Origin of the sequence: Ralstonia chuxiongensis (assembly GCF_024158925.1) — a bacterium.
GTDB lineage: Bacteria > Pseudomonadota > Gammaproteobacteria > Burkholderiales > Burkholderiaceae > Ralstonia > Ralstonia chuxiongensis.
In genome coordinates, this window is the sequence record NZ_JAMYWC010000007.1 from 139567 (window position 1) to 151147 (window position 11581).

The following is an 11581-nucleotide window of genomic DNA, read 5'->3' on the forward strand; positions in this document are numbered from 1 at the left end:
TCGGGCGCAATCGCAAAGTGAGGATGCGCCGATTCTGGATGCGTCCGTCATCGCTGAAAATCGATTTATGATGCCGTTTTTAGGTGAGAAAAACTGACAGATGGCGCTGCCTCCGCTGAATACCCTGCGTGTGTTTGAAGCTGCCGCCCGGCATGGCAGCTTCGTGCGTGCGGCGCAGGAATTGCACGTGACGCATGGCGCTGTGAGCCGACAGATACGGCAGCTTGAATCATCGTTAGGGGTGGATTTGTTTGAGCGGCGCAACCGCGCGGTCTTCCTGACGCCAGCGGGCGAACAGTTGCATGTGGCTGCCACCGATGCGTTCGCGATTCTCACAGATAGCATCGACCGGATTGCCCGTCGGGCCACGTCTTCAGCGCTGGTCGTGTCGTGCGAGCCGACGCTGGCGATGCGGTGGCTGATCCCGCGGCTGTCGCGCTTTCAAGCGCGGCATCCGGCCATCCAGGTGCATCTGTTTGCTGCGGGTGGTCCCATCGATTTCGCTCGCACCGGAGTGGACGTCGCAGTGCGCCGCGATGACTTTGCATGGCCCGCACACGTGCATGCGGCGGCCATTTGCGACGAATGGATCGGCCCGGTGCACGCCCCACAAGCGGATATCGCCGCGCGCCGACGGCTGCTGCATACCGCCACGCGCCCAGATGCATGGCAGGCGTGGTGGCGGGCCAGCAGCACGGCACGGCCGCGCGGTCGGTTGCCCGAGGCGCGCTACGAACATTTCTATCTGAGCTTGCAGGCGGCCCTGGCGGGGCAGGGCACGGCCATCGCGTCAAAGCTGATGGCCGGTGATGACCTGAAAGATGGGCGGCTGATTGCGCCCGAAGGGTTCCGGCGTGACGGCTCAGGCTATTACCTGCTGGCCGATGCGCCTATCGCTGCCGACAGCGCGGCCGGCGCGTGGCTCGCCTGGTTGCGCGAAGAAACGGCCGCCACGCTTGCGGATTAGCGCACGCCGGCTTACGCCGCTGCGTGCCCGCCGCCCAGGATGCCGCGAATAGCGGCCAGATATGCCTCGCCAACGGCCCGGTTGAGCGGTCGCGCGCGCGGTGTCGCCCGCCTGCGTGGCGGCGGCGTCAGGCCCAGCGTGCGGCAGACTTCCGACGCATATGGCCGCCCGCGGCCGTCCATGCGCAACACGACTTCGTTCAGCGCCTGTTCACCCAGGCGCTCGCGCAGCCAGAGCACCGTCTGGCGGTCGTACTCGTTTTCGATGCGGATCAGGTCGTCCATGGCGAGTGCTGTATAAATTTACAGTTACTGTAAATATATACAGGTATCCACAGATTTCAAGGACGATGTTGCGGGCGCGCCGCATCACCGCGACAGGCGGCTCAGTTGATCCGATAGACGCCCCGTTCATCCACCCGCACCCGCCCATCGGCCTGCAGTTCGGCCAAGTGCTGGGAAATCGTGCGGGTTTCCGCGCTGACGACCCACAATGCCTCGTGGCCCAGCGGATACAGCAGGCGTTGCTCCACCAATTGCGCCAGTGTCTTGGGGGATTCGCGCAGCCTGGCCAGCAGGCGCTCTTCACGTTCATCGAGCTTGGCCGTATAGGCCGCCAGGTCGCGCAGAAAGTGCGCACGGTCGGTGTAGATGCCGCGATGGTGCGACGTGACCCACACCTTGGCGGGAATGTCCGGCAGGCGCGCCAGACTGCGGCGGAAATGACGCAGGCTTGAGCAGGCGTCGCCGTAGTACGGGCCGAAGCCGGTCAGGTCGATATCGCCGATGGACGCCACGCCTTCGGGCTCGACTAGCAGAACCGTGTGGCCGGCGGTATGGCCGGGCATGTGAAACGCGCGGACGTGCGTATCGCCCAGGTCCCACCGCGCACCGTCTTCATAGCCCAGCGCATCAGGGCGGGGGGCATAAAAGAACTCGCGCTGCAGTTTCTCCAGCATGGCCTGGGCGGTTGTATCGTCCAGGCCGTATGTGGCGACCATGCCGTCCCAGCTTTGGACGGCGGCCAGATCGGCTTCATGCACGTACACCGTCGCGCGGGGCAGCCGATGCAGGCCCGCCATGTGGTCTTCATGCACGTGCCCCATCACCACCAGTTCGGTCGCGTCGAACTCCGGGCCGATGTGGTTGGAGACGAGCGGCGTGTCGAACGCGGCCAGCGTATCCGAGCCGCGGATGAGGACCTGGTTGCCGTCGGGATATTTCCCACTTTTCTCGCCGAAGAACACCGACACGCGGCCGAAGTCGGCACGCGCCGTCGTTGCATGGGGCAGGGTCGCCATCTCGCTTGCTCCGCGTGGCTGGGCCGGTGTCAGACCGTCATGCCGCCATCGACGACGATGCACTCGCCATTGGTGTAGCTCGCCGCATCCGACACGAGGTAAAGCACCGTGCCGGCCATCTCGCGCGGCTCGGCGTGGCGGCGCATCGGGATCTCGCTGATCCAGCGGTCGTATGTGGCCTTGTCTTCAAACAGGGCGCCTGCGAACTTGGTCTTGGTCAGGCCCGGCAGCAGCGCATTGACGCGAATGCCGAACGGCCCGCATTCCTTGGCGAAGGCGCGCGTCATATGCGCGACGGCGGCCTTGGTGATGGAGTAGATGCCCTGTTTGTCGCCCGGGTGCAGTGCATTGACCGACGCGGTATTGACGATCGCGCCGCCGCCCTGCGCCTTCATCATCTTGCCGGCTTCGACCGACATGAAGAAGTAGCCGCGGATATTCACCTCAACAGTCTTCTCGTAGGCCGCCAGATCCGTGTCGAGGATGTGGCCGAAGTGCGGGTTGGCCGCCGCGTTGTTGATGAGAATGTCGAGCCGGCCGTGCGTGCGGCGGATGGTGTCGAACGCCGCCGCAATGTCTTCCATGCGGCCAACGTGGCAGGCGAGGGCTTCTGCTTTGCCGCCGGCTTCGCGGATGCGTTCTGCCACGGCTTCGCAGTCGGCTAGTTTGCGGCTCGACACGATCACGTGCGCGCCTTGTTCTGCAAGCAGCTTGGCAATCTCTTCGCCAATACCGCGGCTGGCGCCGGTGACCAGGGCGATCTTTCCGGTCAGGTCGAACAGGTTCGTGCTCATGTTGTGCTCCTCCAATGGTTATGTGTTTTGGGCGTCCGCCTGGGCGATCAGCCGTATGTCTGGAAAGCGCGTCGCGCCGGGTCGTCCAGATGCGGGACGCCGTTGAAAGTGGCCAACTGGAACGATTCGGCGTTGAAGAAATACTGCGAGACGCTGCTGTTGCGGATCTGCAGGTTCAGCGCAATTGCGCTTGTGGGCGGTGCGGCCAGCACCTGTTGCGCGGTCACCGCAATTGGGCCTCCGGAACTGATCGCAAGCACACGCTGCCCGCCGCCGGCCTGGATGGCCGCGCGCGCATCGGCCACGCGTTGCTGGAAGGCGGCCCAGGTCTCGGGCAGCGGGCCGCGAATCTTGTCGTCCGACCACAGATGCAGCACCTGCTTGAGCGCCCGGTAGTGATCGCGCATCGAGCCCGAGGCCAGTTGCGTCAGCTCCGGGAAATCTTCGCCGAGCGCGGCAAAGAGCCCCTGGAAGTCGTATTCGTTCAGCCCGGCGTGCTGCTCATACGCTGCGCCCGAAATGCCCATCCCGCGCAGGATGCCGTCGACGGTCTGCTCATGGCGGCGCAATGTGCCGCAGATGACGCGATCGAAAACGATGTCATGTCGCGCGAAATATTCACCAAGCCAGACGCTCTGCTGCTCGCCGCGTTCGGAGAGCCGGTCGTAATCTGCCGCGCCAAACGAGGCCTGTCCGTGCCGTACGAGATAAAGCTCCGCCATCGTCTGCTCGCCAAATCAAAGGGGATCAGATTAGCGGGGCGTGCATTATTTGTGAAATTTATTCTTTGAATGACCGGTAATGCATGCAATGAATAGTTTGGCCGGTGCTTGATCACGCCTCTCGCCGCCACTGCATGACTTGTCTGCCAGAGCAAGCTGCGGGTGACACGCGTGCGCCTCGCGCAACATGGCCGCCCCCGCAAGCACCGATCTTGTGTGTAATGGCCGTTTTGCCACTCCGCTACAAAGGTCCCGTATGAAACCATCCCGCCTTGCCGTTGCTGCGCTGCTGCTGTGTGCCTCAGGGCTGTCCTGCGCTGCCGATGCCAATCCCAAGGTGCTGTCCGCCGCAGAGGGTTACCGTGGCGACGCACTGCACCTGCTTGAGCGCCTGGTGAACATCGATTCGGGAACGGGCAACGAAGCAGGGCTCAGCCAAATGGGCAGCATCGTCACCGATGAACTGCGCAAGGCCGGCGCCCAAGTGGAAACGGTGTCCGCCGCGCCGGCAGTCGGCAACAACATCCTCGCCACCTGGAAGGGCACTGGAAAGAAGCGCATTCTGCTGATGGCCCACATGGACACAGTCTTCAAAGACGGCACGGCCCGCGCCAAGCCGTTCACCATCAAGGACAAGCGCGCCTACGGCCCCGGCGTGATGGACGACAAGGGCGGCGTGGTGGCGGGTTTGTACGCGATGAAGATTCTTCAGCAGCTCGACTTCAAGCAGTACGGGCAAGTCACGCTGCTGCTCAACACGAACGAGGAAACCGGCTCAAAGGGCACGCGCGCGTTGATCGAGCGCGAGGCCAAGCAGCATGACGTGACGCTCAACCTGGAGCCTGGCCGACCCGCCGATGGGCTGGTCGTGTGGCGCAAGGGCAGCGGCACGGCCGAGATCGACATCAAAGGCAAGGCCGCGCACGCCGGTGTGGCACCGGAGTCGGGTCGCAACGCCGCCAACGAATTGGCGCACCAGGTGTTGCAGCTCGGCAAGTTGGGCGATAGTGCCAAGCAGACGACCTTCAACGTGACCGTGCTCAAGGCGGGCGACGCAACCAACGTCATTCCCGACCATGCAACGGCCTATGCAGACGTGCGCGTGGCTGTGCCGGAGGAATTCGACCGCGTGGAACGCGACATGACGCACGTGTCGGCCAACAACCTGATCCCCGATACGGAAGTGAAGACGTCTCTGGTGCGAGGCTTCCCCCCGATGCCGCGCAATGCTGCGTCGGACCAGCTTGCCGCCAAGGCGCAAGCCATCTACGGCGAGATCGGGCGCAAGCTGACGCTCGAAGGCAGCGGCGGCGCGGCCGATTCGAGCCTGTCGGCCGGTGTCGGCACGCCCACGCTTGATGGCTTCGGCATCGTTGGCGGCGGCATTCACACGCCGGAGGAATACGCAGAGGTGGAGAGCGTCGTGCCGCGTCTCTATCTGCTGTCGCGCATGCTCATGGAGCTTGCTGCGAGCCATTAAGTAGGCTCCGCGCCCACGGTGCGCAACAAAGGGCGGGTGACAGAGCAGTGCTGTCACCCGTTTTGTTTTGCTGGCAGTGCCAGTGCTGGGGCGCGAAGTTGGGGCGGCGTCTGGGCATGTGCGCTCGGCAGCGCAAGGCCAAACTAGACGTAAACGACCACATCCCGCGCCCCGCGTTGCCCGGCCGATGTGCTATCGTCGCCGCCACGAAAAATTAACAAATTCCGGGTATGCACGACGTCGTCATCAGCGGCACGGGCCTGTGGGTCGCGCCCGAGGTCATCACCAACGAGGAGCTGGTCGCCTCCTACAACGCTTACGCGCAGCTCTACAACGCGCAGCACGCCGCAGCGATTGCCGCGGGCGAGCTGACGGCGCTGGCGGAGTCGTCGGCGGAGTTCATCGAGAAGGCTTCGGGTATTCGCCAGCGCTACGTGATCGACAAGGCCGGCGTGCTGGATCCGACGCGCATGCGCCCGCATCTGATGCGGCGTCCCGATGAGGCGCTGTCGCTGCAAGCCGAAATTGGCGTGGCGGCCGCGCGCGATGCATTGGCTGCGGCCGGCCGTGATGCCGCCGACGTCGACATGCTGCTGTGCGCGACGTCCAACTTCCAGCGTCCGTATCCAGCACTGGGCGTAGAGATTCAGAACGGCATTGGCGCGGGCGGCTACGCGTTCGACATGAACGTCGCGTGTTCGTCGGCCACCTTCGGGCTGGAACAGGCCATCAATGCCGTGCGCAGCGGCACGGCGCGCGCCGCGTTGGTGGTGAGCCCGGAAATTACCTCCGGCCACCTCGATTGGAAAGACCGCGACTGCCACTTCATCTTCGGTGACGTGTGCACGGCCGTGCTGGTCGAGCGCGCAGAAGATACGCGCTCCACCGACGCCTGGCGCGTGCTCGGCACCAAGTGCGCGACGAGCTTTTCCAACAACATCCGCAACAACGCCGGCTACCTCTCGCGCAGCGAAGACCGCAACCCGGACGACCGCGATCAGCTTTTCCGCCAGGAAGGCCGCAAGGTCTTCAAGGAAGTCTGCCCGATGGCCGCTGAACACATTGCCGGCCATCTGCAGCAACTGGGCCATGCCCCGGCTGACGTGCGCCGCTTCTGGCTGCATCAGGCCAACCTGGCGATGAACCAGCTGATCGGCAGGCGCCTGCTTGGGCACGATGCGTCTGCGGATGAGGCGCCGGTCATTCTGGATGAGTTTGCGAACACCGCATCGGCGGGTTCCATCATTGCGTTCCACCGTCATCGTGCCGACCTCAAGTCCGGCGACCTGGGCATGATCTGCTCGTTTGGCGCGGGCTATTCGATCGGCAGCGTTGCGGTGCAGAAGCAGTAATCGATCGACGTCGACTGGCGGGCGACGCTCAGGTTTGACCGGGTAGCGTCGCCCCGAAAAAGTCCAGCGCCCGGCGCACGGCCTGGGCATGCACCGCGTCACGATCCACGCCGGGGTTGTCCTTGCACAGCAGCGGCACATGGGCCGCACCGCCGGGCAGGCAGGTATCCATGAACGTGTAATGCGACGCGCCCGGCACCAGCAGCAGATCCGCCTTGGGCAACAGCTTGGCGACACGGCGCACGTTGGTGTCGATTGGCACGGTGGTATCCGCCTCTCCGGCCATCAGCGAAACCGGGATGGTGATGTTGCCGAGCGACGTGGCATCCATCGCCATGCCGAGGGCAGGCGCCATTGCAAAGACAGCCTTGATGCGTGCATCGCGGTAGGACGCACCGGAGCGGGCGAGCGATGCTTCCGTTTGCGGTGTCCTCGTTGTGTCAGCTGTGGGGTTGACCTGCGCGCGGGCCATCTCCGGCGGGTGGCAGATCGCATCGGCCTGCGGCGAGCCGCAGAACGCCATGAAAGCCGGAACATCGGTGCGCGCGCCGCCCAGCTCCAGCACGGTATACCCGCCCAACGAAAAGCCGACTGCGCCGATGCGCGTGCGGTCGACATGCGCGCCCAATACCGGATCGGCGAGAACGCCATCCAACACTTCACTCACATCGGTGGCGCGCTCCCACCACAGCATGAAGCCGTCGTGCGTGAGCGGTTCCAGCGCCGTGTTGCCCGGGTGGTTCACGCCCGCGACGATGTAGCCGTTCGCTGCCAGCGCTGCGGCCATCCAATCGAGGCTTGCTGCCGTGCCGCCCGTGCCGTGCGAAAGCAGCAGCAGCGGATATTGCGCATGCGTTGACGCGACCGGCGCTTCGTCCGCCGATGGCTGCATGCGGAAGGGCGACCGACCCGGCGCATCGATGTTGTGCGAAACCTCCGGCACGGAAATCTCTACCGGATACCAGACGTTGGTGATGAGCGCCTGCGTGCGTGCCCCGCGCCAATGGCGCTCAGCCTGCGGGTGGAACGCGCGTGTGGTTTCGCCCACGTGATAAGGCGTAGCGGGCTCGTCTGCGGCACCGGCATACGCGGCGCCCATGACAAAGGCCGCCAGCGCGGCGGCAAGGCAACGATGCAGCATCTTTACTCCTTGCGGATGGGGATCATCAGGTCGGTGACGCAGGCGCGCGGCGGGTGGTGCCGCCCTGGGCTGCGATACAACTCAAGCGCTGGCCGGTCGTCCGGTTCGAAGCCGTAGCTCGGGAGGCAGCCGCCGTAGAGCGCCTGCATGGTGGGCGCGATCAGCGCGTAAGGGCCGATCAGCCGGTGGCAAGCGTAGAGACCGCCTTCGATGCGCATCGGCAGCAAGCGGCCGGTCATGGCGCGCGGCGCATCGAGGATGACACCTGCGAAGTATTCGAACGAGCCGGGCGTTTCTGGGTCGCCATAGCAGACGCCAATGCGATCGGGCGCATCCACAGATTCCATATCGATGCCGAGCAGTTGCCGCAGCATGACGAACGTCTGGCGGATGGTTGCGACGGGACCGTCGTGGCGCAGGCAGAGTGCGTGCAGAGGCGGCTGTTCGATCAGCTCGATGGGCGGCAGATCCGCCGTATCTGTGCTGCGCACATTCAGCGCCTGCTGCCGGCTCTGAAACGCGCGCGGGCTTACGCCGGTGAATTCGCGAAAGGCACGGGCGAATGCCTGCGGGCTGCCATAGCCGACATTCAGGGCGATATCGGTGACGGAATTTTCTGCGCCGCTCAAACGATGCGCGGCCTGCGCCAGCCGCATGCGCTGCACGGTCTCGAACACGCCTTCGCCGGTAAGCGCCCGGTAGATGCGATGAAAGTGAAATGGCGACAAGTGCGCCACCGCAGCCAGGCTCTGCACCGTATGTGGTGCGGCCGGGTCGGCCAGGATCGCTTCGATCACGCGGGCGATGCGGCGGTGGTAGTCGTGTTCAGTGCGCGGTTTCATGGGGCAAAGCATAGTCGCCGCGCAGGCGCCGTGCGGTGCAGCGATTGCGCAAATCTGCGCGTAGGGCTACCGCCCGGCCGATGCCCGCAGGGCGGATGCGAACGTGCGCAGCGCCTTCTTCGCCACAGGATCGGTCAAGCGGGAATGCAGCACCACGCTGCGCGGTGGGAGCGGGGGCAGGCCGAGCGCTTCGCCCATGTCCACCGTGCCGGGTGGGGCCACGCGGCGGCTGAGCGCCGCCACGGCCAGGCCCGCTGCCACGGCTGCCCCGATGGTGGCCACGCCGCCGCCCACAAACACCTCTTGCCAGGCAATGCCCGCACCTTCCAGCGTGGCGACTGCCATCTGCCGTATGCGGCATGTGTCAGCTTGATTCGCCAGGCGGATGGGCTCGCCGGCGCGGTGTTCGAAGTCGGGCGCGGCCATCCAGCCGAACGGTTCTTCCATGAGGACTTCGCCGTCGGTGCGGCGGTTGTCGTGGCGTAGCACGATGGCCGCATCCAACGCGCCGCTCTCGAAAATCTCCAGGATCTCCCACGAACTGGCGATGCGGATCTCCAGCGTCAACGCGGGTTCGGCCAGGCCCATCTGGCGCAGCAGGCGTGGCAGCTCGGCCCCGACAATGTGATGGCTGATCCCGACCGACAGCCGCCGCCGTTCCATGCCAAACGCGCCGAGCGCGCCCTCGTGCGCGGCCACCAGCTCGCGCGCCGCTGTCAGAAAGGCGGCGCCATCCTGCGACAGCCGCACGAGGCGCGGCGTGCGTTCCAGAAGCCGGCGGCCGAGCGCATCTTCCAGCCGTTTGATCTTCAGGCTCACGGCGGATTGCGTGGAGTCCATGGCCTCCGCCGCGCGCGTGAAGCTCTTCAGATCGGCGGTCAGCACGAACGCCTGGACGGCCTCCAGATCCAGCATCTTCATGGTTCAATCATTTTGAAATCGAATGATTGAAATATCTTAGGATGTATTTTTTCAATGATCAACGTGGGGCATGCTGTGGTCACTGCAAACCACGGAGCTCACCATGCCTCTCGTTCAAGTGTCGCTGCGGCGCGGCAAGCCTGCTGCTTATCACCAGGCCATTTTCGATGATGTCTATCGCGCCATGCGCGAGACGTTCAACGTGCCGGAAGACGATCGCTTCATGACGCTCACCGAGCACGACGCGAGCACCTTCAGCGTCAGTCCGACTTACTTTGGCATTGCGCGCAGCGACGACGTTGTGATCATCCAGATCACCGCCAACAACACGCGCAATCTGGAACAAAAGCAGGCGCTCTATCGCCGCATCGTCGAGCTTTTGGGCGACAAGCCCGGCGTGCGGCCCGAAGATGTGTTCATCAATCTGGTGGAGGTGCTGCCCGAGAACTGGTCGTTCGGCAACGGACTCGCGCAGTACGCGCAATGACGCCGCGCCAGGCGCTTCTGGCGCACCTGGGCGGCGTGTTGTGGGCGGCAGTGTTGATCGTCGGCGCGGCGGTCACGTTGGCGGCCGTCACGCGCGACGTATTGCAGAGGCTCAGTCCTTGAGCGAATTGCCGAGCATGTCGAGCAGGAGCTGCGTGCCGCGCTCACGCGATCCGGAATCGTCGTAGCCATCCAGGAAGGCGCCTTGCTCGGTCATCACGAGGTGCGTGCCGCCCGAACCGTCCTTCGGCTCACGCAATTCCAGGGTGGCGAGCGAGGCGGAGATCTTGCGGTCGTCGAGGTGCATCACGTACGAATAGACGACGCGCTCGTTGGGGATGACGTCGTGATACAGCGCTTCAAAACTGGACACGACACCGCTGTCCCACCGGCCCTTGACGACTTCGCGGCCGCCGGGCGTGGCGTCCATCTCACGCACGAGCAGCGTGTAGCCGTTGCCGCCGGCAAACCACTTGGCCTTGGCGGCCGGATCGGTCAGCGCCTTGAACACGCGCGAGCGCGGCGCGTCGTACGTGCGCTCCACCGTGAAGGTGGCATGCACCACCGAGCGCTGGATGCCATCGGCCACCGGCACGCTTGCGGCTTCGCGCTCCAGCTTGTCCAGCGTCTGCTTCCAGCCTTCGGCCGCGCCCTTGATCATCATCTCGGCAATCGGGGCGAGCGGCGTGTGGGTTTGCGTGACTTCCATGCGTGTGCCACCGCATTCCTCGGCAAAGGTGACGACGGTGTGGGCGTTCATCAGCGGGCGGTTGTCGCCGTCAACGACGTTCATGTCGATCACCAGGCGCGCATTGGGCACGATCTCAAGAAAGTGACCGCGCGACCAGTGGTCTTGCCCCTCGGGCGAGCGCATGCAAACGTCGAACTTGCCGCCCACGCGAAACTCCACCGTCGCGTCGGGCACCGTGTAGTGCGTCGGGCAGAACCAGCGCTTGATGTGGTCAGCAGTGCTCCAGGCCTTGAAGACCCAGTCGCGGGATACGGGGAAGGTGCGCGAGATCACGAGGGGGCGCAGGGTCGTGCCGGCGGGGCTGTCAATGGTCGTCGTCATGTACGTCTCCTTGGGTTTTGAGGGTGTCCAGATAGGCGCCGAGTCGGTCGAAGTGTTGCTCCCACTCCAGGCGCCGTTGGTTGATCCACTGCTCTGCGAGGCTCAGCGCCTCGGGTTCGATACGGCAAGTACGCACGCGGCCCACCTTTTCCGATCGCACGAGACCGGAGTTCTCCAGCACCGAGAGGTGCTGCATCACGGCAGGCAACGAGATATCCAGGGGTTGGGCGAGTTCACTCACAGACGCAGGCCCGCGCACAAGCTGCACCAGCATCGCGCGCCGGTTGCCGTCTGCCAGCGCCTGGAAGGCGAGATCGAGGGAGGTGTCATGGTTAAGCATGTGGTTAACTATAGCGACTCCGAATAGTTAAGCAAGTACTTTATCTTTCCGTCGTTGACACGTCGATTTAGTTCGCATACAAAGTAAAACACTTCGTATGCGAACTAAATCGACGTCATGGACAGCACACCGCACACCATTCCCGCCACCGACGGCTACCCGCT

14 protein-coding genes are annotated in these 11581 nt (G+C 64.5%); 5 read left to right on the top strand and 9 right to left on the bottom strand.

Going from position 1 to position 11581, the window contains the following annotated elements; translation table 11 throughout:
• The first annotated feature begins 100 nt into the window (after positions 1 to 100).
• Positions 101 to 967 carry a LysR family transcriptional regulator gene (locus tag NKG59_RS21900; protein ID WP_253541357.1) on the top strand — a complete coding sequence of 289 codons (867 nt, stop codon included), beginning with the start codon at positions 101 to 103 and terminating at the stop codon, positions 965 to 967.
• An 11-nt stretch (positions 968 to 978) separates the two neighbouring features.
• Here NKG59_RS21900 and NKG59_RS21905 read toward each other — a convergent pair whose 3' ends face one another.
• The 4 genes from NKG59_RS21905 to NKG59_RS21920 all read right to left on the bottom strand — a co-directional run bounded on the left by NKG59_RS21905 (position 979) and on the right by NKG59_RS21920 (position 3783).
• Positions 979 to 1251 carry a CppA family protein gene (locus NKG59_RS21905; protein WP_045203465.1) on the bottom strand — a complete coding sequence of 91 codons (273 nt, stop codon included), beginning with the start codon at positions 1249 to 1251 and terminating at the stop codon, positions 979 to 981.
• Between the two features lie 101 nt (positions 1252 to 1352).
• Positions 1353 to 2267, bottom strand: coding sequence for an MBL fold metallo-hydrolase (locus tag NKG59_RS21910; RefSeq protein ID WP_253541358.1), 915 nt, complete (start codon positions 2265 to 2267; stop codon positions 1353 to 1355).
• 29 nt (positions 2268 to 2296) lie between these two features.
• Positions 2297 to 3061, bottom strand: coding sequence for an SDR family oxidoreductase (locus NKG59_RS21915; RefSeq protein WP_252693772.1), 765 nt, complete (start codon positions 3059 to 3061; stop codon positions 2297 to 2299).
• 47 nt (positions 3062 to 3108) lie between these two features.
• Positions 3109 to 3783 carry a histidine phosphatase family protein gene (locus NKG59_RS21920; protein WP_253541360.1) on the bottom strand — a complete coding sequence of 225 codons (675 nt, stop codon included), beginning with the start codon at positions 3781 to 3783 and terminating at the stop codon, positions 3109 to 3111.
• Positions 3784 to 4039: 256 nt separating this feature from the next.
• Here NKG59_RS21920 and NKG59_RS21925 point away from each other — a divergent pair, with 256 nt between their 5' ends.
• Together NKG59_RS21925 and NKG59_RS21930 are read left to right on the top strand one after the other, a co-directional pair.
• Entirely contained in the window at positions 4040 to 5263 is a 1224-nt protein-coding gene (locus NKG59_RS21925) for a M20/M25/M40 family metallo-hydrolase (protein WP_253541362.1), read from the top strand.
• Between the two features lie 230 nt (positions 5264 to 5493).
• Positions 5494 to 6615 carry a beta-ketoacyl-ACP synthase III gene (locus NKG59_RS21930; RefSeq protein ID WP_253541364.1) on the top strand — a complete coding sequence of 374 codons (1122 nt, stop codon included), beginning with the start codon at positions 5494 to 5496 and terminating at the stop codon, positions 6613 to 6615.
• 28 nt (positions 6616 to 6643) lie between these two features.
• Here the strand turns inward: NKG59_RS21930 and NKG59_RS21935 are convergent, their stop codons facing one another.
• From NKG59_RS21935 to NKG59_RS21945, 3 genes are all read right to left on the bottom strand, one after another.
• Positions 6644 to 7756 carry an alpha/beta hydrolase family protein gene (locus NKG59_RS21935; RefSeq protein ID WP_253541366.1) on the bottom strand — a complete coding sequence of 371 codons (1113 nt, stop codon included), beginning with the start codon at positions 7754 to 7756 and terminating at the stop codon, positions 6644 to 6646.
• Between the two features lie 2 nt (positions 7757 to 7758).
• A complete protein-coding gene (locus tag NKG59_RS21940) occupies positions 7759 to 8598 on the bottom strand; it encodes an AraC family transcriptional regulator (RefSeq protein WP_253541369.1) in 840 nt (279 codons plus the stop codon).
• A gap of 66 nt (positions 8599 to 8664) precedes the next feature.
• A complete protein-coding gene (locus NKG59_RS21945; RefSeq protein ID WP_253541373.1) occupies positions 8665 to 9519 on the bottom strand; it encodes a LysR family transcriptional regulator in 855 nt (284 codons plus the stop codon).
• Positions 9520 to 9622: 103 nt separating this feature from the next.
• On the opposite strand from NKG59_RS21945, the gene NKG59_RS21950 reads away from it, so the two are divergent.
• Both NKG59_RS21950 and NKG59_RS26445 read left to right on the top strand, forming a co-directional pair.
• A complete protein-coding gene (locus tag NKG59_RS21950) occupies positions 9623 to 10006 on the top strand; it encodes a tautomerase family protein (RefSeq protein WP_253541377.1) in 384 nt (127 codons plus the stop codon).
• Entirely contained in the window at positions 10003 to 10128 is a 126-nt protein-coding gene (locus NKG59_RS26445; protein WP_275426890.1) for a hypothetical protein, read from the top strand. The genes NKG59_RS21950 and NKG59_RS26445 overlap by 4 nt, the downstream gene beginning before the upstream one ends.
• Here the strand turns inward: NKG59_RS26445 and NKG59_RS21955 are convergent.
• Positions 10118 to 11077 (bottom strand): SRPBCC family protein, encoded by a 960-nt coding sequence (locus tag NKG59_RS21955; protein ID WP_253541380.1) that lies wholly within the window; start codon positions 11075 to 11077, stop codon positions 10118 to 10120. The genes NKG59_RS26445 and NKG59_RS21955 overlap by 11 nt on opposite strands.
• The gene (locus NKG59_RS21960; RefSeq protein WP_045203454.1) at positions 11061 to 11417 is read right to left on the bottom strand and encodes an ArsR/SmtB family transcription factor; all 357 of its coding nucleotides are present in this window, start codon (positions 11415 to 11417) and stop codon (positions 11061 to 11063) included. The genes NKG59_RS21955 and NKG59_RS21960 overlap by 17 nt, the downstream gene beginning before the upstream one ends.
• Between the last annotated feature and the right edge of the window lie 164 nt (positions 11418 to 11581).